Below are 24,496 nucleotides of genomic sequence, written 5' to 3'. Positions count from 1 at the left end.
CGCCGACACAGGCGCCATCACCGGTGGAAACCCCGGCCACCCTCGCCTCCGTCTCACGTACTCCGGTCGCACGTACCGCTCCCCCACCGGCACCCGGCACCGGTAGCGCCTCCGCCACTCCCCCGCCGTCCCCGCCCTCCGCTCCGGCGACCGGCAGTTCGTCCACCCCGTCGGCCACCGGGACACCGGGGCAGACGGCCCCGCCGACCACGCCGCCCGCTCCGCCGACCACGCCGCCCACTCCGCCGACGACCGGCTCCTCTGCGCCGGACGGTGGACTCACCGCCTCCCCGCCGTCCGGCTCCTCGGCGGCCGCAATGCCCTGATCCGCCCCGGCGGTGCGCGAGGTGGGCCCCAAGGGCCGTCCGAGCCCCGGAGCGTCTGATTCGTCCACCCGGCCGGCGCACAGCCCTTCCCCTCCGTTCGCCGCCTCTACGGGTCGTCCCTTCGGGGACACCCTCCCTCTTGCTCGCCCTATCGATTCTCGATAGATTTCCATCGCCATTCGATGTGAAGGCTGATCTCGGTGTGGGCCGGCACGACGGCACGTCGACGCCCACCGCGCGCCGGCTGCCCCCACGAACGACTCCACGAGGAGCACACCCATGTCCGCAGCAGCCCCCTCCCGCCAGCGCGTCGGCGCACCGGCCGGTACCGACGTCCTGGTGGTCGGTGCCGGGCTGGCCGGTCTCCACGTCGCCACGCTGCTCGCCCGGCAGGGCCATGACGTGCTCCTCACGGAACGGCGCAGCAGTCCCACCGTCGCGATCCGAACGACGGGCATCTTCGTGCGCAGGACGCTCGACGACTTCCCGCTGCCCGCCGAGCACCTCGGGCCGCCGATCCGGCGTGTGGTGCTCTACCCCCCTGGCATACACCGCCCCGTCAGCCTGGTCAGCGACCGCGACGAGTACCGCGTAGGCGACATGGCACCGCTCTACCAGGCCTCGCTGACCGCGGCGGTCGAAGCCGGCGTGCGCGTGGTGCTGGGCACGCGCTACGCCGGACGGCGGGGCGACGGCTTCCACCTCGTGGGCCGCGACGGGCCGACCACGGTCCGGGCACGCTTCGTCGTCGGCGCCGACGGCGCCCGTTCCACGGTGGCCCGCGATCTCGGCCTCGACCGCAACCACCACCTGCTGGTCGGCGCCGAGGAGGTCTTCGAGGTGTCCCCCAACGGTGAACCGCCGACCTTCCACTGCGTTCTGGACCCTTCGCTCGCCCCTGGTTACCTGGCCTGGGTGGTCAACGACGGGGAGCACGCCCACGTCGGTGTCGCGGGCTACGCCGACCGCTTCCCGGAGGGACTTCGCGGGGCCCTGCGACGGTTCAGCGGCGCCGCACCCGGGCTGGACGGCGTGGACCGCCCCGAGGCGGTGGAGCGACGCGGGGGCCCGATTCCGGTCGGCGGGGTGCTGCGCCGCATCGCCTGCGCCGACGGACTTCTCGTGGGGGACGCGGCGGGCGCGGTCTCCCCCCTCACCGCCGGCGGACTGGACCCCTGTCTGCGGCTGTCGGAGCTGGCCGCCCGCGTCCTCGACGACGCCCTGCGGACCGGGAGGCCGGACGCGCTGACCCACTACAGCGGAACCGCCCTGCGCGCTCGCTTCCGGGGGCGGCTCACGCTGCGCCGGGCACTGGCCCGGATACGGACACCGGCCGCCGGGAAGACGGCGTTCGCCCTGTTGCGCACCCCGCCGGGCCGGGCGGCGGCCGGGCGCGTCCTCTTCGGCGACCGGTCCTTCCCCACCCCCGCGCGCACCGCAACGCGCGGGCCGGACGTCATTCGATGAGCGCCGCGCTCAGGCCACCGGGTGACCCGCGCTGTCCGTGCGGCCCGCCTGGCTGGAGAACTTGTTCAGGAACACGTCGTACCGGCCGTCGGGGCGCTGGGTGACCGTCGCGCCGTCCTGCCAGATCCCGTTCTCCGCCCACCACGGGGAACCGGCCGGGTCGCCCTGGTTCTGGTGGATGTTGTGCATGCCGAGGTCGCCTTCGGGGTCGTGGTCGAACGGTTCACCGAAGACGAGGATGCGTTGCCCCGCGACCAGGATCGTCTCGAGCGCGGCGGCGGCGTCGACGTTGGAGCCCGCGTTCCAGGGCCGCGAGCCGAACAGGTCCAGGAGGTCCCGCAGCCAGGCCGGCGGACGGCGCTCGAACAGGAAGCCGGACCGGTCCACCAGGGCGGGGTGGCGCAGGTAGTCCAGGGCCCCGGACGCGGGCGAGGGCGCCAGGTCGTGGTACCCCGGAGGGAGGCCCGGCGCGGGACCGAGAGCGCCGCCGTCCAGCGTGAACGCCTTCCACTGCACACCCACGTTGGACTTGTGGCTGTCGACGTCGACGGCGCAGTGGTAGCGCCCGGCGGGCGCGTCCACCTCCAGGTTGACGTGGAACCATCGTCCCTGACTGTCCGGCTGGTCGCGGTAGTGGCTGGACAAGGTGCCCGAGAGCACGCCGTAGCGTCTGAATGGCATGTGGCCAGTGAACCACCGGGACCCGCGGCGGGCCGCCGATCGGTTGCGCACCGTGGCCGAGCGGCGTCCGACCGGGTGACACCCCCGGGGCCGGCCGGGCACCCCGCCGCCGCTGCGCTTTCCGGTGAAGGCCGGAGCCGTGGGTGAACGCCGTACAAACGGCCGCGACCACAACGGCGTGTTGCGGAAGGTGGCAGGACGCTCACCCGGGGATGAGGCCCTCGCCGGACAGCAGCGTCTGCACCTCGTGCAGGCTCGTGTCCTGGTCGGGGAGGACGAGGTCGGACGGCCTGATGGCGTCGTCCGGCAGGGGTGCCCCCAGTCGGCGCACGGCGTCCAGGAGGGAGTTCAGCGCGGTGCGGAAGGCCGCCTCGTCGTCGGCGTCGGCCGCGGACTGCAGGGCGGAGTCGGGCTCGTTCAGTTCGTCGAATCGGTCGTCCGCGACGTCGTACTGGCCCTCGCCGAGTATCCGTATGATCACTGTCTCTCCCGTCACTGGTCCGGCGACCCGTTCGGGCCGCGGTTCTCCAGGGCCGGCGGGGCGGTGGACGAGGTGAGTTGGGCCTTCATCCGGGCCAGTTCCCTGTCCACGTCGGTGCCCGCCGTGATGGCGTCGAGTTCTGCCTGGATGTCGTCGCGGCCGGCGGGGAGGGTGGCGTCCTCCAGCACGCCGGAGGCGATCAGTTCGTCCAACGCGCCGGCCCGGGCCTGCAGTTGTTCGGTCTTGTCCTGGGCGCGCTGCATGGCCATCCCGACATCGCCCAGTTCCTCGCTGATGCCGGTGACGGCCTCGGTGATACTGGTCTGGGCCTGGGCGGCCGTGTAGGTGGCCTTGATGGTCTCCTTGCGGGTGCGGAACGCCTCCACCTTGCCCTGTAGGCGCTGCGAGGCCAGGGTGAGTTTGTCCTCTTCCGCCCGCAGCGACGCCTGCTGGGCCCGCAGGTCGGTGAGTTGGGAGGCCACGGCAGTGCGCCGGGTCAGCGCCTCCCGGGCGAGGTCCTCGCGCCCCGCGGCCAGCGCCTGCTGCGCCTGCGCCTGCAACTTGTCCGCGGACTGCTCGAGTTGATGGACCTGCAGGTCCACGCGCTTGCGGCTGGTGGCCACGTCCGCCACGCCGCGCCGCACCCTGCCGAGCAGTTCCACTTGCTGGGTGTACGAGTAGTCCAGCACCTCGCGGGGGTCCTCGGCCGCGTCGAGGGCCTTGTTCGCCTTGGTCCGGAACAACGTGGTGATGCGGTCGGCGATGCTGCTCATGTCCGGCCCGCCTCCTGGATGTGGGAATGCTGGTACGGGATGTCGGGCGGCGTCACTCCCTCAGGTTCCGCCCGGCCGCACCGTGCCGCAAACCGCCGTCGCCCGGCCGTCGTCCCGCAGTGAAAGGAATTCCGGGGGCGACCGACGGGAACAGGCCGGTCCCGCGTGGGGCACACCGGACGACAGAGGCACCACCAGAGGCACCACCCTTGTGAGCGCGTCAAAAACTTTGTGGCGTTTTATGCGGTTTTGCCCGCCAGGGGGTGGTTAATCGAAGGGGAGTACGCACAGCCACCGAGCGGGGCCGATCCCCGACGGACGCTGATCGACACACCATCCCCCCATTTCTCGCCGGAGGCGATCGCAGTGACGTCACCCAACTACAGGTCGACCGGAGCCACCGGGTCGACCGGAGCCACCGGGTCGACCGGGATGGCCGGGACCGCGGGGTCGGCCATGGAGACGCATCCGGACATCGTCGAAATGCGCCAGCGCCACGCGCAGGCCGAGCGCGCCGCGACGACCCCCAGGGCGCAGGCCATCGAGGCGCTGGCGCTGCTCACGGGCCTCTACCTCGCGGCCTCCCCCTGGATCGTGGGGTTCAACGGCGGCACCTTCTCCCGGCTCGCGATCACCAACCTGATCGTGGGAGTGAGCTACGCGCTGCTGATGAGCGGCGGTTTCGGGCGCGCCTACGACCGGACCCACAGCATGGCCTGGGCCGCATGCGCCCTGGGCGCGTGGACGGTCATCGCCCCTTGGGTCGTGGCCGGCAATGTCGACACCACCCGCACCGTCACGAACAACATCATCACGGGCCTGATCATGCTGCTGCTCGCCCTCGCCGCTGCCGCAGGCGCCAACGCCCGCTCGCGCAACGCCGGCGCGTCCGGGGGTTCCTACGCCGGGGCCGACCGCTGATCAACTCGACCGCACGGTTCCGCGAACGCGGGGGGACGCAAGGTACCGCTTCACTACAAGGAGAACCTTCCTGATGATCACCCGAGAGCAGATACCCACCGTGCTGGACCACCCTGTCTACGACGCCAGGGGCACCAAGATCGGTGACGCCAGCCACATATTCATCGACGACGCCACCGGCGAGCCCGAATGGGTGAGCGTCAAGACCGGTCTGTTCGGCACCAGCGAGTCCTTCGTCCCCATCCACGACGCCTCCGTCGTCGGGGACCACCTCGAGGTGCCGTACGCCAAGAACCAGGTCAAGGACGCGCCCAACGTCGACGTCGATGCCGGCGGCCACCTGTCCGCACAGGAGGAGCACCGCCTGTACGAGCACTACGGCATCGACTGGGAAGGCGTCTGGCAGCAGGGGCGGACGACCACGGGTCGGACCGCCGGTGTCACCGACACCGCGGGCACTGCGGGCACTGCTGCTGCGGGCACTGCCGGCACGGCCGGCACGGCCGGGGACGCGATGACGCGGTCCGAGGAGGAGATGCACGTCGGCACCGAGCGCCGGGAAGCAGGCAGGGCGCGGCTGCGCAAGTACGTCGTCACCGAAGAGCAGCAGATGACCGTCCCGGTACGTCACGAAGAGGTGCGGGTCGAGCGGGAGCCGATCACGGACGCCAACCGCGCCGACGCCATGACCGGCCCGGACATCACCGAGGCCGAGCACGAGGTCGTCCTCCACGAGGAGAAGCCGGTGGTGGAGACCAGGGCCGAGCCGAAGGAGCGGGTCCGCCTGACCACCGAGGAAGTCACCGAGGAGGAGACCGTCACCGGGCAGGTCCGCAAGGAACGCATCGAGGGGGCGGAAACCGACGAGCGCGGCATGTGACGGCCACGCTGATCGGCTGCACCCCACGCGCCCGGGGCGGGGAGAGCGACGGCCCCCGCCCCGGGCGGCCCGCGCCTCCACCGGCGGTGCGAAGCGCCCGTGCGCATGCGTAAGGAGCCTGCCATCCCGCTCGGCCTGGGGTTCGACGCCGACACCGCCGTCGGCGCGCCGTCGTCGGTGGGCACCCGCCGCAGAAGGAGCCGTTCACCCAGCCGCGCGACACCGGGAAGCGGGACGAGCAGGACCTGCGCGAGCCTGCGAGACACCTGATCGACGCGCCCGCCCGATCAGGGCGTAGGCGGCCGGACGCCCCGGGTTCGTCCGGCGGACCGACGCGCGTACACCTCGATCTCGATCTTCATCCGGGGATCGGCGAGACCGCACATGAGCATCGTGGCGGCAGGCCTGACCTCGCCGAAACAGCGGCGCAGTACCGGCCAGCAGGGCTCGAAGTCGGCGCGGTCGGGCAGCATGTAGCGCACCCGCACCACGTCGGCGAAGGTGCACTCCGCCTCGGCCAGCGCGGCCTCGACGTTGCGCAGGCACTGTTCGGCCTGCTCCACCACGTCGTCGGAGATCGTCATGGTGGCGTAGTCGAACCCGGTCGTTCCGGACACGTGCACCCAGTCGCCGTCCACCACGGCACGGGCGTAGCCGATCTGTTCCTCGAAGGTCGACCCGCTGAGGATCGCACGTCGCTCCGTCATGCGCGGAACGCTAGTTCGACCAGCGCGGATACGTCCAATACGGCTGACGGCCGCACTTCGTGGCCGTGCTGCCGCCCGCCACTCGCCGCCGGCCGGGCAACGGACCGCCCGGGTCGTGCAGTCGGCGGACTCGCCGTTCGTCCTGCCCCGCTCCGCGGGCCCGCGGCTGCACGGCCGGAGGACCGGTCTGTGCACGGCGGAGGGCTTCACACCGCGCCACCTCCGATCGGGCCCGGCACGCTCGCACGCGGGTGGCCGTCGCCTGGCGCACGAACGACCCGAACCCCCTCGTCACCCACCTGCCGGCGGTCGTCGGTGAAGAGGCCCCGACCCGGACAGGGGCACCCGGACGGGTGAACCGGCCGCACGGCGGGGAGACGCCGTCCAGCCCGGGCGACGAGCACCCTCCTGCGTCGCATAGCACAGTAGGAACATGAACCGTCACCGACGCCGGCCGAGGCGAGCCCCGTGGATTGCGGGCGGCGCCGCCATGCTCGTCCTCGGCGGCGTCGGCGTGTGGGCGTTGGTGACGTCCGACGGGGGCACTCCCCGCCCGACGCCGTCCCCGTCGGCCGACCTGGCCCTGCCGACTCTCAGTCCTCTGCCCTCCTGGACGGCTTCACCGGAGGCTTCGAGCACGGCACGGCCGACACCGACGCACACGCCGGGGACCCGGCCGACGACGACACCCTCGCCCCGGCGGTCGACACTGCCGGGCGACCGGCCGACGGATCGGCCGACGGTCCCCGGCACGTCGCCCTCCCGGGCACCGCGGGAGACGCCGAGACCGGTTCGCCCGGCACCTCCCGAACCGACGGCACCGCCTCGGCGCACCGCACCGGCACCCACACCGTCGACGCCGCCGACGTCCGCGCCGCCGGCACGGACCACTCCCCCGCCTCCGACCCCCGCGCCACCGTCCCGCACCGCACCCACGCCGACGTCGCCCGTGCCGCCCGCACCCGCGACCAGCACACCCGGAACGGCGACCACGTTCTGGTACACGTCGCCGGTGGCGACGGCCGCCGCTCGGCGGATGGCCGCGGCCGGGGTGGTCGGTGACCCGGCGTGCTCGCTCGCGGCCGTGGGCCGACCGGACCCGGGCCTCGTGCCGCAGGGCGGCCGCATCGGCGTCGGCCGCCACGGCCCCTACTGGTGCCTGATCTGGTAGGCCAGGAGCCCACCCGTCCGCCGGGGAGGTTCGGCGTGCGGTTGCCCGGACGACGAGGCCGGGCCGCAGGGGACCGGCGGCCCGAGAAGCAGAGCGCTCCCCCGCCGAAGCGCCCGCCGGGTCACGGGGCGGTCGCCGCCCTGCTGATCGCGTCGAGCGCGCGCGACACGTCCTCGTCGCTCGTCGACCAGTTGCTCACCGATATCCGCATGACGCGACGGCCGTGCCAGGTGGAGCCGCTGATCCAGGCCGTGCCGTCCTCGAGCAACCGGTCGAGGACCCGCAGCGTGCGCTCGTCGTCGCCGAACTCCGCGCAGACCTGGGTGAAGACGACGTGGTTGAGCACCGTCGCGCCGTCGATCGCCGCGATGCCGTCGGCGAACACGGAGGCGTGCCGGCACAGGCGCTCGACGAGGTCGGCCACACCCGACCGGCCGAGGGACCTGAGGGCCGCCCACACGGGGAAGGCCCTGCCGCGCCGCGACAGTTCGGGGACCTTGTCGACCGGGTCACCTTGTTCGGCCTGGATGAGGTAGGCGCCGTGCAGGCCCATGGCGGCACGCAGCGCCGCCGGGTCGCGGACGACGGCGAGGCCGCAGTCGTAGGGCACGTTGAGGGTCTTGTGGGCGTCCGTCGCCCATGAGTCGGCGTCCGAGCAGCCCGCGGTCAGGTGCGCGTAGCGAGGGGAGGCGGCCGCCCACAGTCCGAAGGCTCCGTCGACGTGCACCCAGGCGCCCGCGTCACGGGCGGCGCGGACGGTCTCGACGAAGGGATCGAAGGCGCCGGAGTGGATGTCTCCGGCCTGGAGGACCAGGATCGTGGGACGTCGATCGCCGGTGGCCAGGACGCGCCGCAGGTGTTCCGGCCGAATGCGTCCCTGCTCGTCCGCCTCCACCGTCTCGGGCTCGCCGAGGCCCAGGTACCGCAGGGCCAGGTCGACGGCCATGTGGCGGTCCTCGCCGACGACGACGCGGGGGGCGGGTCCCCCCGCGAGCCCGTCCCGGGCGACGTTCCGGCCGACGCGCCCCAGCACCACGTCGCGCGCGGCTGCTAGGCAGGTGAAGTTCGCCATCGTGGCACCCGTGGTGAATCCGACGCCGCTGCCCCGGGGCAGGCCGAGCAGATCGAGCAGCCAGGCGCCGGCGATGTCCTCCGCGGCCGTGTACGCCGGTGACACGGCGCGCATGACGCAGTTCTGGTCCCATGCGCTGACCAGCCAGTCCGCGGCCAGTGCGGCCGGTTCGGTGCCCCCGACGACGAATCCGTAGAAGCGGCCTCCGGGGAAGGCCGTCAGTCCCGGATCACACGCCGTGGCCAGCAGGTCGACGACCTCGGCGGCTGGGCTCGGGCCTGCGGGCAGTTCGGAGCCGAGCGCACGCACGATCTGGTCGACCGAGGCGCGGGCGGGAACGGGGCGTTCGGACAGGTCCGCCAGCCAGCGCAGCGCATGGCGGTACGCCTGCTGGAGCGCCCTTTCGCGCGCGTCCATACCTGGGACTATGGGGCAGTGGGTGCCGCCCCGCAAGGCAGGGGCGGGCGCCCCGGCCGCCTATCGCGTCGCGTGCCGCGTGGGGGGCCTGGGCAGGCGCGCGCACCGGTGACCCGCGCGCCGGTCGTCCCGGCCCACGGGTCCGGTTCGCGCCCGGCCCGCCCCACTGCGTGGCGGCTGCCGGACGACGGCTGCGGAGGCCTCCCGTGTCCGCGGTGCCGGAAACCTGCCGCGGAGTTCGACGTGGTGCTCCGGCGCAGCGCGCGGGGAAGCGGCGACCGGACCCGGCCGGAGCGCTGGTGGAGGTGCGGCGGCCTGCGACTGGGTCGGCAGCCGGGGTCCGACCGACCCCTCGGTGCGCACGATGTGCCACCTGCCCGGCGCGGCCGCGGACTGCGACTTCTGCGGCGAGGAGGGCTCGAACGTGGCGGGGAGGCCCTGGCGTCGACCGGACGGCGAGGTCCGCGAGTGGATCGTGTGCCTGGCCTGCGGAACGTCGAACACCCGCGTCTGCGGGCCGCCCCCCGGCGGGCACGGGGACCGGGCATCGCGGTTGACGTCGGCGCCCACGGTCCCCCGCACGGGATCGCGGAGCAGGGCGACTCCTCCCGTTCCCGGTCGCGACCCTGATCGGGACGCTCCCCCTGCCGGGAGCCGAACCGGCCGCAGGAGCGCCCGCCCGGGACGGTGGACGGGCCCGTGAGGTGCGGGAGGTCCCGTCCCTGCGCACACCCCGGGGAGGAGCAGTGCTTCTAAATGCGATTTGTTCTGGTTCGTCTTAGCCTGTCACATGAGACTCGGGCAGTCGACGGCCGGTTCGACCGGCGGAAGGTGAGCCCCATGGCTGAGCGGAGAAAAGACTCCGGACTGATCGGGGAACTGTCGGCCGAATTCGCCGGCACGATGGTCCTCATTCTCTTCGGCTGCGGTGTGGTGGCCCAGGTCGTAGCGGGCGGAGCCCTGACGGATCCGGCCGGTGGTCTCGGAGACCACGACAGCATCGCCTGGGCGTGGGGCCTCGGCGTCACCCTGGGCGTCTACGTGGCGGCGCGGCTGAGCGGCGCCCACATCAATCCCGCGGTGACGCTGGCCCTCGCCGCGTTCAAGGGGTTCCCCTGGCGGAAGGTGCTGCCGTACACGCTGGCCCAGACAGCCGGCGCCTTCGTGGCCGCCCTCATCGTCCGCTGGAACTACACCGAGGCGCTGGCCAAGGCCGACCCCGGTCACACCATCAAGACACAGGGTGTGTTCTCCACGTTGCCCGCCAACGGCAACACCAACCTCCCCGTCTACGAATGGGGCGCCTTCCGCGACCAGGTCATCGGCACCGCCATCCTCCTGCTGCTGATCCTGGCCGTCACCGACCTGCTCAACACGCCGCCGGGCGCGAACCTCGCCCCCTTCATCGTGGGTCTGATCGTGGTCGCGATCGGCATGGCCTGGGGGACCAACGCGGGCTACGCGATCAACCCGGCACGCGACTTCGGCCCCCGATTGGCCAGTTTCATCACCGGGTACGGCGGAGCCTGGCGAGATCAGTACGGAAATCTCTACTTCTGGGTGCCCATCCTCGGACCGCTCATCGGCGGACTGATCGGCGCGGGTCTGTACAAGCCGCTCATCGGCCGGTTCCTGCCGAAGGCGGAACCCGAGCCGCCGGGACGCGTCCCGACCCCAGAGGACTGAACTCCGGCCCGAGAGGCGGCGCGACATGGCGGACTTCGTCGGTGCGGTGGACCAGGGAACCACCAGTACCCGATTCATGATCTTCGACCACGGCGGCAACGAGGTCGCCAAGCACCAACTGGAGCACGAGCAGATCCTCCCGCGCTCGGGCTGGGTGGAGCACGACCCCGTGGAGATCTGGGAGCGCACCAACTCGGTGATGCAGAACGCCCTGCGCCACGGCGATCTGTCGGGCACCGACCTGGCGGCCATCGGCATCACCAACCAGCGCGAGACCACCGTGGTCTGGGACCCGCGCAACGGCCGCCCGTACTACAACGCCATCGTGTGGCAGGACACGCGCACCGCCTCCATCGCGGCGGAGCTGGAACGCTCCGGCAAGGGCGACGTCATCCGCCGCAAGGCCGGGCTGCCACCGGCGACGTACTTCTCCGCGGGCAAGGTGCAGTGGATCCTGGAGAACGTCGACGGCGTCCGCCAGGCGGCGGAAGAGGGCCACGCCCTCTTCGGCAACACCGACGCCTGGGTGCTGTGGAACCTGACCGGCGGTCCCGACGGAGGCATCCACGCCACCGACGTGACCAACGCGAGCCGCACCATGCTGATGAACCTGGAGACCCTCGACTGGGACGACGAGTTGTTGGGCTTCTTCGGGATCCCCCGGCAGATGCTGCCCACCATCAACGCCTCGTCCCACCGCGAGGCCTACGGCGTGACCCGGACCTCCCGGCCGCTGCGCGCCGCCGTACCGATCGCCGGTGTGCTCGGCGACCAGCAGGCGGCGACGGTCGGACAGGTCTGCTTCGCGCCCGGCGAGGCCAAGAACACCTACGGCACCGGCAACTTCCTGGTGCTCAACACCGGGACGGAGCTGGTCCGTTCGCAACACGGCCTGCTCACCACCGTCGCCTACCAGTTCGGCGACAGCCCCGTGGTGTACGCCCTGGAGGGCTCGATCGCGGTGACCGGATCGGCCGTGCAGTGGCTGCGCGACCAGATGAAGATCATCAAGACGGCGGCCGAGAGCGAGGACCTCGCGCGCACCGTCGAGGACAACGGCGGCATGTACTTCGTCCCCGCCTTCTCGGGCCTGTTCGCACCCTACTGGCGCTCCGACGCCAGGGGGGCGATCGTCGGCCTCGCCCGGTACAACGACAACGGGCATCTCGCGCGGGCGACCCTGGAGGCCATCTGCTACCAGAGCCGCGACGTCGTCGAGGCCATGGAGCAGGACTCCGGTGTGCACCTCGACGTGCTCAAGGTCGACGGCGGCGTCACGGCCAACGACCTGTGCATGCAGATCCAGGCCGACGTCCTCGGCGTGCCGGTCAGCCGGCCCGTCGTCGCCGAGACCACGGCGCTCGGTGCGGCGTACGCCGCGGGGCTGGCCACGGGATTCTGGCGGGACACCGACGAACTGCGCACCCACTGGCAGGAGTCCAGGCGCTGGGAGCCCCAGTGGTCCGACGAACAGCGTGCGGAGGGCTACGAGGGCTGGAAGAGGGCGGTCGAACGCACCCTCGACTGGGTCAAGATCCCCTGACCGGCGGATCCCCCTGACCGGGGAGGGGGCGGACGGGTGCTGCGGACACGGCTGATCCGGTACCCGATCCGTGTCATCGCTTGGGCGTGTCTGCGGGGCGCGGGCACGCCGGGCGAAGACGATCTCAAGGCACCCGCAGGACGTGGGGCTGGTTCCCACACCCATGAAGGAGATCACCATGGCCACCGGCACCGTGAAGTGGTTCAACCCGGAGAAGGGCTTCGGCTTCATCGAGCAGGACGGCGGCGGCCCCGACGTCTTCGTCCACTACTCGGCCATCGCCAGCACCGGATACCGCGAGCTCTTCGAGGGGCAGAAGGTCCAGTTCGACGTCACGCAGGGCCCGAAGGGACCTCAGGCGGAGAACGTCACGCCCGCCTGACCAGCCCTCGGGCGACGTCACCGGACCGCTGCGGCGGCGGGGGCGGGCGGCGGTGATCCGCGAGCGCACCGCCCCCCGGGCTCAGTCCCCGCCACCCCCGCCGCCGCAGGACGACCCTCCCCCGCAGGACCAGCCACCGCCACAACCGTGCCCGCCGGACCCTCCGTGCCCGCCGTCACCGCCCCGCGACCGCCCGCGGGACGGCCCTGCGCGCCTCGCGCCCGACACGAGGACGACCACGACGAGCACGATGCCCACGATCAGCACGAATTCCATTGCCTCGACCCCCGTCACTGTCATGTTCCGATCGTGAGAGGGATGCCCCGACCGCACGTCGTCCCAAGCACGACTTGAGCAACCCCAGAGCTACGGCCGGTCCGCCCGTGCAGAAACGGTGCTTCCCTGCCTCAATGGGCGATTGATCCAAAAGCTCCGCGCCGGACGCGCGATGTGACGAAGACCGGGCAGGTCCGGGCGTCCCCGCGCACCACGCGCCGGGCGGCGTTGGATACCCTCGGCGGAGGGATCCCCGGTACACGGAACCACACGACAGGGTCTGACAGTGCAGCCGAGCCGGTTCAAGCGCGCAGGCGGTGCCCTGGGGCACCTGCTGCTCGTCGCCCTGCTCGCACTCGGCGTCCTGACGATGCACACCCTGGGCCACCCCGACCACTCCTCGGCCCCCGCCACGAGCGTCGCGGCCCCCCGGGCCCCGGAGGCGCACTCGGAGCTTGGGGGGACCGGCACTCCCCACGCCGCGCACGGGGAAGCGGACGGTCGTGCGACGGACCCGGCCCGGTCGTCGTCCACGCACGATCCCGTCACGGGGACGAACCCGACCGGGCTGTGCGTGGCGGTGCTGCTCGGTGCCTGGGTGCTCGCCGCCCTCGTCCGGGCGGCCCTGGCCGGTCGCCACGGATGGTCGGCCGGGCTCGTGGCGCGGCTCGGTGCCGTCCTGCGGGCCGGCCCACCGCCCCGGGCTCCCGATCTCACGCGACTGTCGGTTCTGCGGCTGTAGGCCGACCCGTTCCCGCGGGCACGCACGCGCGTCGTCCCGCGGCGAGGTCCGCCCTTCCCGCAGTAGCCAGAGAACCAGAACCGACACACGAGGTCGATGCACCATGTCCCCCTTCACGCGCGCTTCGCGCACGCCCCGGTCCGCCCGCCGTCGGCGCCTCGCCGCCGCGGCGGCCACCGCGGCCGCTCTCGGTCTCACCGTGAGCGCCTGCTCCGGCACCGACGACGACCGCGCCTCCTCGGCCGGGTCCCCGTCCGGCGTCACCGTCAGCCACATCCACGGAGTCGGCCTGGACCCCTCCGACCAGCGCCTCTACGTCGCCACGCACGAGGGCATCTACACGCCCGACGCCGAGGGAAGGCCCACGCCGGTGGGTGACCACCGGGACGACTTCATGGGCTTCACCGTGGCCGGAGCCCGGACCTTCCTCGCCAGCGGCCACCCCGCCGCGGGAGGCGACGGCCCCGGGAACAAAGGGCTGATCAGGAGCACGGACGCCGGACGTACCTGGGAGCAGCTCTCCCTCGCCGGCCAATCCGACTTCCACGCCCTGGAGCAGGCCCACGGCCGCATCTACGGATACGACTCCACCAACGGGAGGCTGCGCACCAGCAGGGACGGCGTCGCCTGGAAGGACGGAGCAGCACTCCAGGCGCACGACATCGCCGTCAGCCCCCGGGACCCCGATGTCGTCCTCGCCACCACGCCCGGCGGCGTGGTCCGCAGCGCCGACGGCGGGACGACCTTCGGCCGGGCCGCCGAACCGGTGATGGCGTACCTCTCCTGGCCCGTCGCGGATGCGCTGCACGCGCTCGACGTCACCGGTGGCCTCCACCTCAGCACCGACGGCGGGTCGACCTGGAAGAAGCGGGGCACCGTGCCCGGCGGCGCACCGCAGGCGCTCACGGCGGTCAGCGCGGATCACGTCCTGGCGGCGACGCAGACGGGGGTGCACGAGTCCGAGGACGGCGGAGCCACCTTCACCAAGCGGCTCGACGTCGAGTCCGGCGGCGGTCACTGACCCGGCCGGGACCCGCGGTCGCCCGGCCCCCGGCCCGCCCCGAGCGGCGCCGGGGGCCGGCGCCGCTCGGGGCGTCAGTGGGCGTGGTCCCCGTCCCCGTGGGACGCCCCGTCCCGGGAGCCCGCCGTCCAGGGCAGGGACACGGTGGTCTCCGGGTGGTCGGGGACGACCGGGGACCGCGAGGTGAAGGAGATGCCGTTGGGGGCGTCGCCCACCGGTATGCGGGCGACGACCTCGCGCTCGGCCAGGTCGAGGACGGCGACCTCGTCGGAGCGGACATTGGTGATGAAGGCGTGTCGGCTGCCGGCGTCGACGGTGATGCCGTGCGGCCCGTCACCCACGACGGGGCGGGCCACCACGGTGAAGGTCTCCGTATCGATGACGGAGACGGTCCTGCCCGGCGCCGCCTCGGTGCCCTGGTTGGCGGCGAGGACGTACCGGCCGTCGGGGCTCGCGTGGACCTGGGCCGGTGCGGGACCGGAGGGGACCCTGGCCACGACCTCGCGGGTGGCCACGTCGATCTTCGCCACGGCGTTCTCGCCACCGAGGGTGACATAGGCGTGGCGGCCGTCCGGCTGGAACGCCACCTGCACGGGTGCGTCTCCCACCGGGATGGTCGCCACCCTGCGGTTCTCTGCGGCGTCGATCACGTGGACGCTGTCGGCGGCCGTGTCCGCCACGTACACCCAACGCCCGTCGGGGCTCGGGCGCATGCCGTGCGGTCCCCCGCCCACCTCCACCGCCCCGTCACGGGCAAGTGACTGCGCACCGAAGACGGAAACGGACCCGTCCCCGGCGTTGGACACGTACACCCGCCCGCCGTCACCGTCCAGGATCACGTGGGCCGGAGCGGCGCCGGTGCCGGCCGCACCGAGGAGCGCGTAGCGGGAGGCGTCCAGCTTCACCACCAGGTCCGCCGCGCTGACGGTCCAGACGGTACGGCCGTCGGGAGCGGCCTGGACGTTGTGGGGACCGGGGATGCCCTTCACCGTGGCGACCGCCCGGTTCGTCGAGGCGTCGATCGCGGTCAGGCTGTCCCCTCCCTCGTTGGCCACCCACACGGTGCCGGTCACCATCCCCTGGTGCGCGGCGGCCGGAACGGCGGAGGGCGCGCGGGAGGGCTGCTTCCGGGAGCTCTCCGGGAGGGCCACCAGGGCGGTGGCTGCGGCCAGCCCCACGGCCGCCGCGGCCCCCATCACGCGAGCTCTCCTCATGGGACCACCTCTCACAACCGTGTTGCCGCGCCGGGGCGCTCGGGCGGCGGATCACCGCCGTGGCGAACGCTAGAGGATGGAGCGGGCCCGCGCTGGGCCGAAGGGCCCACCCCGGAGCCGCCGTACGTCCTCGGCCGTCGCCCACCGGACAAGGGCGTACCCGGCGGGCGGCGCTCCGCGGTCAGCCGTTCTCCTGCCGGGCCTTGCCCACCTGCTCGGCCAGTTCCTCGTTGGTCATGGAGGACCGGCCCTCCACGCCGAGCTCACGGGCCTTCTCGTACAGCTCCGCCCGGGTGTCCTCGGGCGCCTCCGGCGCGGACTCGGCGGCCGATCCGCCGTCGACGGCGGCGAGGGGCTGCCCCGCCGGTTTGCGGGACCGCCGGGTGGCGAACTGCAGCCCCGTCCGCCGCAGGCCTCGTCCTTCTCCCCGGCCTCCTTGGCGAGGACGGGGTGGACAGGCGCTCCAGCTCCCGGTGGTCGGTCATGACCATGGTGATGAGGTCGTCGGCCATCGCAGCTCCTCTCCCGTTCCGTTCGGTTCCTTGCGGCCTTCCTCCGCATGCTGTTTCAGCCGCTGCAGGGTTTCCCGGGTGCGACGGCACATGCGCCGCCACCGTGCGCCGCCACGGGCCGGTGGCGTTCAGACGTCCCTCGGCGGTTGACCGGTCCTGAGCATGCGCACCACGGCGCGCTCGGCGGGCCCCTGTGTGGCCGGGATGCCGAACGTGCCCTCGTCCCCTATGCGGGGCAGTGCGGCGGCGACCGTGACGCCCTCTTCGTACAGTTCGATCACCCGCGGATTGATGTAGGACGCCCGGCAGACCGCGGGGGTGTTGCCGAGGTATCCCGAGACCTCGCGGCACGCGCGGGCGATGGCCCGGCGCCGGGCGCTCTCGCTGCGCGCGACCGACTCCGAGACGGCCAGGGCCACGGCGGCCATGACCGTGGCGTGCCAGGTCCGGAAGTCCTTCGCCGTGATCTCGAGGCCGGCGACCTCCTTGAGGTACGCGTTGACGTCCGCGCTGGCGACCTCGTGCCAGGAGGGCCGCTCCCAGTAGGCGAGGAGCCGGTCGCCCCCGCCCCGGCGGCGCAGCAGCGCGGTGAGGCTGCGGCACGCGGCGGGGTCGGCGACGGTCTGGACGATCTCCTTGCCGTGCTTGCCGGTGTAGGTGAACAGGACCGCGCCGCCCTGGCAGCGGGAATGCTCGCGCAGCAGCGTGGTCAGGCCGAAGCTGTTGTTCAGCTCCGCGTAGCGGTCGCTCCCGATGCGGAAGAACCCCAGGTCGAGGAGGCGGACGGCGGTGGCGAGGACTCGACGGCGGGTGAGCCCCGTTTCGCCCAGGTGCCCTTCCACCGCCTCGCGCACCGCGGGCAGCCTCTCGGCGACGTCGAGAACGTGCTCGTGCTTGGCCTGCTCCTGTTCGGCGCGGAACCGCGGGTGGTACAGGTACTGGCGGCGGCCGGCGGCATCTGTGCCGACGGCCTGGAGGTGGCCGTTGGGCCGGGTGCAGATCCATACGTCCTGCCACGCCGGCGGGATGACCAGGGCGCGTATGCGGTCCAGTGCGGCGGCGTCGCGCAGGGGCTGTCCGTCGGCGTCGAGGTAGCGGAAGCCCCGCCCATGGCGGACGCGGGAGTAGCCGGGGTCTGTGGGCCGGCAGTAGCGAAGACGCAAGGGGTGCCTCCGTGGACACGCGGTACTCCGGTGGGACGCCGGACGCTCCGGCAGGACGGGCTGCCGGTGCGGGCGGTGTCCCTGCGTATACCCGGCCGGGGGATCTGTAGTTCGGGGCCCTGGCCGTCAAGCCCCACACCGGGTCGGGGCATCGGCCGAGGCGCGTCACCGGGCCCCGTCGGCCCCGCTGTGGAGACGGCCGGGCAAACGGGGTAGTCGGGCTTCATGAACGAGCCGAACCCGAGCAAGAACGTCGAGAACTGGACAACAGGTGATGAACCTGCCACCGGCCCACAGCTGAGCTATCTGCGCACGTTGGCCCGGGAAACGGGCGAGACGGTCCCCCAGGACCTCACGAAGGCGCAGGCGTCACAGATGATCGACCGGCTGCAGCAGGCCTCCTCCCGCACGGGACGGGCCGGGGAACCGGGAACCGGGCCGGGCCATGACGCGAGCACGTGACCGCACGGACGAAGGCAGCGCCGCCGGGTCCGGGGACGGTGGCCTCGGTACCGCGGACAGGCTGCGGCGCACAGCCGCCGAGGTGTTCGGCTGGCGGAACCTGCGGCCGGGGCAGCTGTCCGCGATGGAAGCGGTCATGGCGGGCCGCGACACGCTGGCGGTCATGCCGACCGGCGCGGGAAAGTCGGCGGTGTACCAGGTGACCGGGCTGTTGCTGCCGGGGCCCACGGTCGTCGTCTCGCCGCTCATCGCCCTGCAACGCGATCAGATCGCCGGACTCCTGGGCCACGGCGCTCCGGAGGCCGTCGCGGTGAACTCCGCCCAGCCGGCCGGGGAGACCAAGGCCGCCTGGGAGGCGGTGCGGCACGGGGACGCCGAGTACCTGTTCCTCTCCCCCGAGCAGCTGACGAAGGACGAGGTGGTCGAGCGCCTCGCCGGGGCCTCGCCCTCGCTGTTCGTCGTCGACGAGGCCCAGTGCGTGGCCGCCTGGGGCCACGACTTCCGGCCCGACTACCTGCGCCTCGCCCAGGCCGTGGAGCGGGTGGGCAGACCCACGGTCCTGGCGCTCACGGCCACTGCCGCTCCCCCGGTGCGCGAGGAGATCGTGCAGCGGCTGTCCCTGGAGGATCCCGCACTCGTCGTGGCCGGCTTCGACCGTCCGAACATCACCTTGGAGGTACGCCGGTTCCTGGACGACGGGGACAAGCGCCGGGCGGTGGTGGAGCGCGCCGCGGCGGAGTCCAAGCCGGGCATCGTCTACACCACGACGCGCAAGGACGCCGAGGCGTACGCGGCCGAGCTCGCCGGACTCGGTCTGGCTGCCGCGCCCTACCACGCCGGACTGGCCGCCGGTGAACGCGCCCGGGTGCACGACGCCTTCCTGGCGGGTGAGGCCGACGTGGTGGTGGCCACCTCGGCCTTCGGCATGGGCATCGACAAGGAGGACGTGCGGTTCGTCCTGCACGCCTCGGTGCCGGGCTCCCTGGACACCTACTACCAGGAGATCGGCCGTGCCGGCCGCGACGGACGGCCGGCGCTCGCCGTCCTGCACTACCGGCCGGAGGACAGCGGGCTGCAACGCATGTTCGCGACGCGCGCACCGGACGAGGAGACCCTGGGCGAGGTCGCGGAGCGGATCCACGAGGACAGCGGCTCGGTCGCGCTGGACGACGTCGGCGAGCGGGCGGAGCTGTCGCGGCGCCGCGTGACGGCCGCGGCCAACCTGCTGGAGCAGGCGGGCGCGGTGACCACCGATGCCGACGGGACGGTGCGTTCCGTTCCCGGCGTGACGGCCGAGGACGCCACCGCCCGGGCGGTGGACGCCGCGGAGGCGCGGAGGAGGCTGGAGCGGTCGAGGCTCGAGATGGTGCTCCGTTACGCGGAGACGACGGGATGCCGTCGTCGCTTCCTCCTCGGGTATTTCGGCGAGCCGTACGACGCGCCGTGCGGCACCTGCGACGTGTGCCGCTCACCCACGTCGGCCGAGGGCACGGCCGTGGAGGGGGCGGGAGGCACGGATGACGGCCGGTCCCGGCATCCGGCGGCCGCCGCCTATCCTGCGGGCACGCACGTGCGGCACACCGAATGGGGTGACGGCACCGTCATGAGCGAGGAGGGCGACCGGATCACCGTGCTGTTCGAATCCATGGGGTACCGGACCCTGTCCCTGGCCGCGATCGGCGAGAAGGGGCTGCTCACGGTACCGAAGGCACCTGCCGACTGACATCCGGTCACATCAGGCGGACCGACGAGGCTTACGTCCGCCTCCGGCGGGCACGCGGAAGGGCACCCGAACGTCGGGGAAGTCAACGGAAGGAGTCGTCGTGTCGTTCCTCTGGGCCATCATCGCGGGTCTCATCATCGGTCTGCTGGCGAAGCTGGTCGTTCCCGGGCGTCAGCCCATTCCCCTGTGGCTCACGGTCCTCCTGGGTATCGTCGGTGCCGTCGCGGGCAACGCACTGGCCACCGCCTTCGGTGTGCGCGACACCGGCGGCATCGACTGGATCCGCCACATCTTCCAGATCGGCATCGCGGCGGTGCTCATCGCCCTCGTCACCCCCATGTGGGCCCGACGACACGCCTGATCCCAGGACATACGGGGCCAGGAGTACGACCACCGGAACGGCCGGACGCAGCACTGCGTCCGGCCGTTCCGGTCGTAGAGGCAAATGCCCCGGGCGGGTCAGGTGTCAGGGTGTCGTCGGCGGCGCTCGGGCAAGTGGTGCTCGATGTCGTCGATCGACAAGTGGGCACCCTGGCGGAGCAGTTCGTGCTGCACGAGCCGGTACGGCAGACCCCGCGGACCGTGCCCGTGCTTCACGGTCAGCGCCGCGCACACCCCGGCCGCCTGCCCGGTCGCCATGGCGATGGGCATCACACGGTACGACGAGTGCGCCACGTGCGTACCGGAGATGCAGCGGCCCGCCACCAGCAGCCGCTGGGTACCGCGCGGCACCAGACAACGCAGGGGGATGTCGTAGAAGCGGCCCGTCGGCACCCGTTTGAGGACCGTGCCGGAGCCGCGTGGATTGTGGATGTCGACCGGGTAGGCGCCGTGTGCGATCACGTCCGGGAAGGCGCGGGCGCCGAGGATGTCGTGACCGGTCAACTGGTAGTCGCCCACCACCCGCCGGGTCTCCCGGACGCCGATGTGCGTGCCGCTCTGCACCAGGTACGACTCCTCGAAGCCGGGCACGCGGGTGCGCAGGAAGCGGTCGATCTGGGCGAGTTGGCGCCGCGCGGTGTACTCGGCTCGGGTCAGGTCCCACACGCTGGTGCCGAGCACGCGCGTCACCCGCGTGCTGTTCACACTGACCTCGCGCGGATGCGGCGTGCCGAAGAACAGGATGTCCTCGCGCGGCAGCCGCAGGTCACCGGCCGCGCGGGCCTCCTCGACCAGGTCCCACAGGCCGTGCACGCCGCGCCACTGGTCGGGATGCGCCCGTACGTAGTCGGCGAAGTCCGGCCGGGCGAAGTCGGCGACGCGGAACATCAGCGTCATCGGCTGCACCAGACCGTCCTCCTTGCGGCCGATCTCGTACGGTGCCCCGCAGGCGGCCGCGATGTCGCCGTCGCCCGTGGCGTCCACGACCACGGCCGCGTCGATCACCACCGGCCCCGACTTGGTCTCGAAGACCACCCGCCAGCCGGAGTCGTCCTCCAGCGGCAGTGCCGTGGAGGCGAAGGCGTGGAACAGCATCCGCACGCCCGACTCGTCCATCATCTCCGGCAGCACCAGCTTGAACTGCTCCGGGTCGAACGGCACGGTGTACCCGGTCTTCTTCGAGGGCGGCAGACAGCCGCCGCGCCCGGTGAGCCGGTCCAGGAGGCGCCACAGGACGCCCGCGACCACCGGTTCGCCCTCGCCGTGGTCGGTGGGCAGCAGCCGGGTGCCGTCGCCGGCTTCGTCGAACACGGCCTGCTTGTGCTCGTTGTGGAAGGACATCAGCGGCATGACGAGAGCGACCGTCGCGTTGCCGCCGAGGAAGCCGTACCGCTCCACGAGCACCACGCCGGCCCCGGCCTCGGCCGCGGCGATCGCGGCACCGCAGCCCGCCGGGCCGCCACCGACCACCAGGACGTCCGTGCGGCCGCCGTGCTGGGCGGAGCGCGGTGGGAGCGTGACGGTCCGGGTTGCGGCGGGCGGTTCCAGGATGGGCATCGCGTGTCTCCCGTCGGCTCTCCCTCAGGCGGCGTCGTGCGGTTCCCGCCGGAACGGCTCCGCACCCGGCGCGTACGGCCCGCGCAGGGAGCCGACGCGTGGCTCGGTGCCGCTGGTGACCGGCATGGCCCTGAGGGTTTCGGGCGCGGTCCCGTTGTTCGCGGGGGCGCCGTCGGTGCCGTCCACGCCCTCCGCGCCGTCGCCGTCCCCGTTGTGCCCGCCGCTCCCCCTGGTGCCGCCGCCGTCGACGGCGTCGAGGAGGGTGCCGCAGCGCACACAGGTCTCCAGGGCCAGGGTGCGCAGTTCCCGCACCCGCGAGCGCAGCTCGGCACGGCGCTGGGGATATTCGTCCCAGAGCCGGTCCACTTCCGCCAGGAGCAGGCCGGCCTGCTCCCGCGCCACACCGACCAGGGCGGGCGCGCCGATGCGCCGGGCGAAGTCGAAGACCTTGCCCGAGTAGGGCAGCGGCAGGACCGGCAGACCCGAGACCGCCGCGAAGATCACGAAGTGCAGCCGCATGCCGACCGCCAGGTCGAGATGGCGCATGAAGCCCAGGACCTGCCCGGGGCTGTAGGAGCCGTTGAGGATCCGTCCCTGGTCCGGCGCGGTCATGTGGGAGAGGACGGCGTGCGCGTGCCGTACGTCGTGGCGTTCCATCGGCATGAACACCACGTGGGCGTCCAGGCGGCGGACCAGGAAGTCGGCGACCTCGGCCAGCAGCGCGTGGTAGCCGCTCTCGTCGAGCTTCTCGGCGGCCCGTCCGGGCTCCCGCACCGACATGCCCACGAGCCGGACCCCGGCCGGCAGGCCCTCGTCCCGCATCATGCGCCCGGTGAAGGGCTCTGGGCACAGGCGCAGCGCCGGATCCGCGGTGACCCGGACCTCGCTCTCCACGCCCACTTCCTCGAGCACGAGGCGGGACTCCTCGTCCCGTACGACCACGTCGTCCATCGCGGGCAGCACGGTGCGCACCGCCTCCCGGTCGTCGGCCTCGCGCAGCGGGCCGGCGCCGAGGGCGTAGGCGAAGGTGCGCACGCCGTGGCGCTGCGCCGCGCGGACCAGCCGCAGATAGCGGCGCGCCTCACCGTCGTAGAGGATGCCGCCCCCGCCAAGGACCAGCAGGTCCAGGCCCGACAGCACCTCCAGGACGGGGCCCTGGGCGACCCCCTCCCAGTCCACCACCTCGTCGGCGTCGGGATGGTGGGCGCGGGTGTGTTCGGCGTTCCGGCTGAAGACGACGAGCCGGGCGTGCGGACGGTGGCTCCGCAGGCAGCCCAGTACGCAGGTGAGAATCGACTCGTCACCGATGTTGAAACCGCCGTAGGACCCGAGCACACCGATGCGCAGGTCCTTCGGGGCGGGGAACCGGGGCGGATGCTGGGCGGCGTTGGTCATCCCGTGCACTCCCGTCGCGTCGGAGTCGGTGGGTACAGGATGGCGGTCCGTCGGTCCGGGTGCTCGTCGCCGGACGCAGTCCGCGCAGTGCGGGAACGCGGTCGAGTGTCGAACGCGTACGTGCGGGGTGCCCCCGGAACGGCGGGGCAAACGGGCCGATCGGCGTCCACCGCGTCGCCCGCCCCGGGCCAGGCACGACGAACGAGGCACGCGCCGCCCACCTCCTGTGCGCCCGCTTCGGGGCCGCGCTGCGCACCGCCGCCCCACCTGGCGGAGGCGCCGCCCGTCGGGAACACCTGGCCTCCCGCCGGACCACCGGTCGCCGCGCCGGGCGGGACGGCCGTATCCACGGAGCAGGCGGCCGATCGGGGCGGCGCGGCCGTTGCCCGCCGCGATCGGCCGGCCGGGTGCGGTGTCGGCTCGCGAGGTCGGCCCTGCCGCACGGCACCGTTCAGCCGGAGGGCGGCTGACTGATGAGCTGGTTCAGCGGGTGCGGCGAGGGGGGTGAGCACCGCGGCGGCGTCCGGTTCGGGACCGCTTCGCGGGGAACGACTGGGTTCGGCCCCCGTGGGTACACGCCTCGCACCCAACGGACAGCCGCGGGAGATGAGCGCGATGATCTCCGACATGGTGATGGTGCCCGTTCACGGGGCGACGCTCGCCGGCGATCTGGCGGTACCCGACGGTGCCCCGGCGGTGGTCCTGTTCGCGCACGGCAGTGGCAGTTCCCGGCTCAGCCCACGCAACCGCGCGGTCGCCGCCGAACTCAACCGGGAGGGACTGGGCACCCTGCTGCTCGATCTGCTCAGCGAGGACGAGGAGCGCGAGGACGCCGTGACCGCTCGGCTCCGGTTCGACATTCCGCTGTTGGCGGACCGCCTGGCGGTGGCCGTCGACTGGCTGGGGGACCAGCCGGACACCCGGAACCTCCCGGTCGGCCTGTTCGGCGCGAGCACCGGCGCCGCCGCCGCGCTGGTGGCGGCGGCCGAGCGGCCCGGCCGGGTGTTCGCCGTGGTGTCCCGGGGCGGTCGGCCGGACCTGGCCGACGAGGCCCTGCCCCACGTCGCGGTACCGGTCCTGATGCTGGTCGGCAGCCGGGACGAGCAGGTGATCGACCTCAACGAGCGGGCCGCCGGACAGCTCGCGGCACCCCACGAGATCCGGATCGTGCGGGGCGCCACCCATCTGTTCTCCGAGCCGGGCGCCCTGGAGGAAGTGGCGGCCGCCGCCGGCGCCTGGTTCCGGAGCCGTACGGACGCCGCGGGAGACCGTTGATGACCGGCCGGACGAGTCGCGGCTCAAGCGGCACGCCCCGCTCTCGGAACACCTGAGGGCCGGCCGGTGCCATCTGCCCGGTGGCACCTGCGTACCGAGCCGCCTCGGCGACCGTTACGACGACTTCTGCTGGACTTCTGCCGGACTTGCCGGACTTCCGCTGCCCTCGAAGTGGATCGCCACCCGGTCGCCGTGCCCGGCCTCGACGTGCCGGTCCACGCGGCGTGGACCGCGCCATCGCCCTGACCGCTCCGCCCACGGGACCACC

The 24,496-nt window shown here is 72.9% G+C and carries 23 protein-coding genes; 13 read left to right on the top strand and 10 right to left on the bottom strand.

Annotated elements, in window-relative coordinates; translation table 11 throughout:
• The first annotated feature begins 605 nt into the window (after nt 1-605).
• Nucleotides 606-1,793 (top strand): NAD(P)/FAD-dependent oxidoreductase, encoded by a 1,188-nt coding sequence (locus ACFYOV_RS16980; RefSeq protein WP_389088343.1) that lies wholly within the window; start codon nt 606-608, stop codon nt 1,791-1,793.
• A 9-nt stretch (nt 1,794-1,802) separates the two neighbouring features.
• Here the strand turns inward: ACFYOV_RS16980 and ACFYOV_RS16975 are convergent, their stop codons facing one another.
• From ACFYOV_RS16975 to ACFYOV_RS16965, 3 genes are all read right to left on the bottom strand, one after another.
• On the bottom strand, nt 1,803-2,474 hold the full coding sequence (locus tag ACFYOV_RS16975; RefSeq protein ID WP_389088341.1) for a DUF2278 family protein: 672 nt from the start codon (nt 2,472-2,474) through the stop codon (nt 1,803-1,805).
• 202 nt (nt 2,475-2,676) lie between these two features.
• Entirely contained in the window at nt 2,677-2,955 is a 279-nt protein-coding gene (locus ACFYOV_RS16970; RefSeq protein WP_389088338.1) for a hypothetical protein, read from the bottom strand.
• An 11-nt stretch (nt 2,956-2,966) separates the two neighbouring features.
• On the bottom strand, nt 2,967-3,728 hold the full coding sequence (locus tag ACFYOV_RS16965; protein ID WP_389088336.1) for a PspA/IM30 family protein: 762 nt from the start codon (nt 3,726-3,728) through the stop codon (nt 2,967-2,969).
• Nucleotides 3,729-4,184: 456 nt separating this feature from the next.
• Here ACFYOV_RS16965 and ACFYOV_RS16960 point away from each other — a divergent pair, with 456 nt between their 5' ends.
• Together ACFYOV_RS16960 and ACFYOV_RS16955 are read left to right on the top strand one after the other, a co-directional pair.
• On the top strand, nt 4,185-4,649 hold the full coding sequence (locus ACFYOV_RS16960; RefSeq protein WP_389088333.1) for an SPW repeat protein: 465 nt from the start codon (nt 4,185-4,187) through the stop codon (nt 4,647-4,649).
• Nucleotides 4,650-4,722: 73 nt separating this feature from the next.
• Nucleotides 4,723-5,529 (top strand): PRC and DUF2382 domain-containing protein, encoded by an 807-nt coding sequence (locus ACFYOV_RS16955; RefSeq protein ID WP_389088331.1) that lies wholly within the window; start codon nt 4,723-4,725, stop codon nt 5,527-5,529.
• Nucleotides 5,530-5,816: 287 nt separating this feature from the next.
• On the opposite strand, the gene ACFYOV_RS16950 is transcribed toward ACFYOV_RS16955, so the two are convergent.
• On the bottom strand, nt 5,817-6,236 hold the full coding sequence (locus tag ACFYOV_RS16950) for a RidA family protein (RefSeq protein WP_389088328.1): 420 nt from the start codon (nt 6,234-6,236) through the stop codon (nt 5,817-5,819).
• 516 nt (nt 6,237-6,752) lie between these two features.
• Between ACFYOV_RS16950 and ACFYOV_RS16945 the strand changes: the two genes are divergently transcribed.
• Entirely contained in the window at nt 6,753-7,298 is a 546-nt protein-coding gene (locus ACFYOV_RS16945; protein WP_389088326.1) for a hypothetical protein, read from the top strand.
• Between the two features lie 230 nt (nt 7,299-7,528).
• Here the strand turns inward: ACFYOV_RS16945 and ACFYOV_RS16940 are convergent, their stop codons facing one another.
• Nucleotides 7,529-8,896 carry a pyridoxal phosphate-dependent decarboxylase family protein gene (locus ACFYOV_RS16940; protein WP_389088324.1) on the bottom strand — a complete coding sequence of 456 codons (1,368 nt, stop codon included), beginning with the start codon at nt 8,894-8,896 and terminating at the stop codon, nt 7,529-7,531.
• Nucleotides 8,897-9,736: 840 nt separating this feature from the next.
• Between ACFYOV_RS16940 and ACFYOV_RS16935 the strand changes: the two genes are divergently transcribed.
• The 5 genes from ACFYOV_RS16935 (at nt 9,737) to ACFYOV_RS16915 (ending at nt 14,546) form a co-directional block, all read left to right on the top strand.
• A complete protein-coding gene (locus ACFYOV_RS16935) occupies nt 9,737-10,582 on the top strand; it encodes an MIP/aquaporin family protein (RefSeq protein ID WP_389088321.1) in 846 nt (281 codons plus the stop codon).
• A gap of 25 nt (nt 10,583-10,607) precedes the next feature.
• Nucleotides 10,608-12,125: a glycerol kinase GlpK gene (glpK, locus tag ACFYOV_RS16930; protein WP_389088318.1), complete on the top strand. Its 1,518-nt coding sequence runs from the start codon at nt 10,608-10,610 to the stop codon at nt 12,123-12,125.
• 178 nt (nt 12,126-12,303) lie between these two features.
• On the top strand, nt 12,304-12,507 hold the full coding sequence (locus ACFYOV_RS16925) for a cold-shock protein (protein ID WP_389088315.1): 204 nt from the start codon (nt 12,304-12,306) through the stop codon (nt 12,505-12,507).
• A 562-nt stretch (nt 12,508-13,069) separates the two neighbouring features.
• On the top strand, nt 13,070-13,525 hold the full coding sequence (locus ACFYOV_RS16920; protein WP_389088312.1) for a hypothetical protein: 456 nt from the start codon (nt 13,070-13,072) through the stop codon (nt 13,523-13,525).
• Between the two features lie 103 nt (nt 13,526-13,628).
• The gene (locus ACFYOV_RS16915) at nt 13,629-14,546 is read left to right on the top strand and encodes a F510_1955 family glycosylhydrolase (RefSeq protein WP_389088309.1); all 918 of its coding nucleotides are present in this window, start codon (nt 13,629-13,631) and stop codon (nt 14,544-14,546) included.
• A gap of 74 nt (nt 14,547-14,620) precedes the next feature.
• Here the strand turns inward: ACFYOV_RS16915 and ACFYOV_RS16910 are convergent, their stop codons facing one another.
• The 3 genes from ACFYOV_RS16910 to ACFYOV_RS16900 all read right to left on the bottom strand — a co-directional run bounded on the left by ACFYOV_RS16910 (nt 14,621) and on the right by ACFYOV_RS16900 (nt 17,435).
• On the bottom strand, nt 14,621-15,760 hold the full coding sequence (locus ACFYOV_RS16910; RefSeq protein ID WP_389088307.1) for a beta-propeller fold lactonase family protein: 1,140 nt from the start codon (nt 15,758-15,760) through the stop codon (nt 14,621-14,623).
• 181 nt (nt 15,761-15,941) lie between these two features.
• Nucleotides 15,942-16,043: a hypothetical protein gene (locus tag ACFYOV_RS16905; protein WP_389088747.1), complete on the bottom strand. Its 102-nt coding sequence runs from the start codon at nt 16,041-16,043 to the stop codon at nt 15,942-15,944.
• A gap of 357 nt (nt 16,044-16,400) precedes the next feature.
• The gene (locus ACFYOV_RS16900; RefSeq protein ID WP_389088304.1) at nt 16,401-17,435 is read right to left on the bottom strand and encodes a DNA topoisomerase IB; all 1,035 of its coding nucleotides are present in this window, start codon (nt 17,433-17,435) and stop codon (nt 16,401-16,403) included.
• A 225-nt stretch (nt 17,436-17,660) separates the two neighbouring features.
• On the opposite strand from ACFYOV_RS16900, the gene ACFYOV_RS16895 reads away from it, so the two are divergent.
• The 3 genes from ACFYOV_RS16895 (at nt 17,661) to ACFYOV_RS16885 (ending at nt 19,981) form a co-directional block, all read left to right on the top strand.
• Complete coding sequence (locus ACFYOV_RS16895) at nt 17,661-17,897, top strand: DUF3072 domain-containing protein (protein ID WP_389088302.1); 237 nt, start codon at nt 17,661-17,663, stop codon at nt 17,895-17,897.
• A complete protein-coding gene (locus tag ACFYOV_RS16890) occupies nt 17,881-19,620 on the top strand; it encodes a RecQ family ATP-dependent DNA helicase (RefSeq protein WP_389088299.1) in 1,740 nt (579 codons plus the stop codon). The genes ACFYOV_RS16895 and ACFYOV_RS16890 overlap by 17 nt, the downstream gene beginning before the upstream one ends.
• A 100-nt stretch (nt 19,621-19,720) precedes the next feature.
• On the top strand, nt 19,721-19,981 hold the full coding sequence (locus tag ACFYOV_RS16885; protein ID WP_389088297.1) for a GlsB/YeaQ/YmgE family stress response membrane protein: 261 nt from the start codon (nt 19,721-19,723) through the stop codon (nt 19,979-19,981).
• A gap of 98 nt (nt 19,982-20,079) precedes the next feature.
• On the opposite strand, the gene ACFYOV_RS16880 is transcribed toward ACFYOV_RS16885, so the two are convergent.
• Both ACFYOV_RS16880 and ACFYOV_RS16875 read right to left on the bottom strand, forming a co-directional pair.
• Nucleotides 20,080-21,558 carry an FAD-dependent oxidoreductase gene (locus tag ACFYOV_RS16880; protein WP_389088294.1) on the bottom strand — a complete coding sequence of 493 codons (1,479 nt, stop codon included), beginning with the start codon at nt 21,556-21,558 and terminating at the stop codon, nt 20,080-20,082.
• Between the two features lie 24 nt (nt 21,559-21,582).
• Nucleotides 21,583-22,953, bottom strand: a complete 1,371-nt coding sequence (locus ACFYOV_RS16875) for a polysaccharide pyruvyl transferase family protein (protein ID WP_389088292.1) — start codon at nt 22,951-22,953, stop codon at nt 21,583-21,585.
• Nucleotides 22,954-23,568: 615 nt separating this feature from the next.
• Here ACFYOV_RS16875 and ACFYOV_RS16870 point away from each other — a divergent pair.
• The gene (locus ACFYOV_RS16870; RefSeq protein WP_389088745.1) at nt 23,569-24,228 is read left to right on the top strand and encodes a dienelactone hydrolase family protein; all 660 of its coding nucleotides are present in this window, start codon (nt 23,569-23,571) and stop codon (nt 24,226-24,228) included.
• Nucleotides 24,229-24,496: the final 268 nt, after the last annotated feature.

Origin of the sequence: Streptomyces sp. NPDC005931 (assembly GCF_042871235.1) — a bacterium.
Lineage (GTDB): Bacteria > Actinomycetota > Actinomycetes > Streptomycetales > Streptomycetaceae > Streptomyces.
This window is presented reverse-complemented; position numbering and strand designations above follow the sequence as displayed.

Coding starts and splice junctions, on each gene's coding strand:
- ACFYOV_RS16880 (WP_389088294.1), bottom strand. CDS start 21,558: ATGCCCATCCTGGAACCGCCCGCCGCAACCCGGACCGTCACGCTCCCA.
- glpK (WP_389088318.1), top strand. CDS start 10,608: ATGGCGGACTTCGTCGGTGCGGTGGACCAGGGAACCACCAGTACCCGA.
- ACFYOV_RS16910 (WP_389088307.1), bottom strand. CDS start 15,760: ATGAGGAGAGCTCGCGTGATGGGGGCCGCGGCGGCCGTGGGGCTGGCC.
- ACFYOV_RS16870 (WP_389088745.1), top strand. CDS start 23,569: ATGATCTCCGACATGGTGATGGTGCCCGTTCACGGGGCGACGCTCGCC.
- ACFYOV_RS16965 (WP_389088336.1), bottom strand. CDS start 3,728: ATGAGCAGCATCGCCGACCGCATCACCACGTTGTTCCGGACCAAGGCG.
- ACFYOV_RS16895 (WP_389088302.1), top strand. CDS start 17,661: ATGAACGAGCCGAACCCGAGCAAGAACGTCGAGAACTGGACAACAGGT.
- ACFYOV_RS16935 (WP_389088321.1), top strand. CDS start 9,737: ATGGCTGAGCGGAGAAAAGACTCCGGACTGATCGGGGAACTGTCGGCC.
- ACFYOV_RS16915 (WP_389088309.1), top strand. CDS start 13,629: ATGTCCCCCTTCACGCGCGCTTCGCGCACGCCCCGGTCCGCCCGCCGT.
- ACFYOV_RS16890 (WP_389088299.1), top strand. CDS start 17,881: ATGACGCGAGCACGTGACCGCACGGACGAAGGCAGCGCCGCCGGGTCC.
- ACFYOV_RS16960 (WP_389088333.1), top strand. CDS start 4,185: ATGGAGACGCATCCGGACATCGTCGAAATGCGCCAGCGCCACGCGCAG.
- ACFYOV_RS16975 (WP_389088341.1), bottom strand. CDS start 2,474: ATGCCATTCAGACGCTACGGCGTGCTCTCGGGCACCTTGTCCAGCCAC.
- ACFYOV_RS16950 (WP_389088328.1), bottom strand. CDS start 6,236: ATGACGGAGCGACGTGCGATCCTCAGCGGGTCGACCTTCGAGGAACAG.
- ACFYOV_RS16940 (WP_389088324.1), bottom strand. CDS start 8,896: ATGGACGCGCGCGAAAGGGCGCTCCAGCAGGCGTACCGCCATGCGCTG.
- ACFYOV_RS16875 (WP_389088292.1), bottom strand. CDS start 22,953: ATGACCAACGCCGCCCAGCATCCGCCCCGGTTCCCCGCCCCGAAGGAC.
- ACFYOV_RS16925 (WP_389088315.1), top strand. CDS start 12,304: ATGGCCACCGGCACCGTGAAGTGGTTCAACCCGGAGAAGGGCTTCGGC.
- ACFYOV_RS16955 (WP_389088331.1), top strand. CDS start 4,723: ATGATCACCCGAGAGCAGATACCCACCGTGCTGGACCACCCTGTCTAC.
- ACFYOV_RS16980 (WP_389088343.1), top strand. CDS start 606: ATGTCCGCAGCAGCCCCCTCCCGCCAGCGCGTCGGCGCACCGGCCGGT.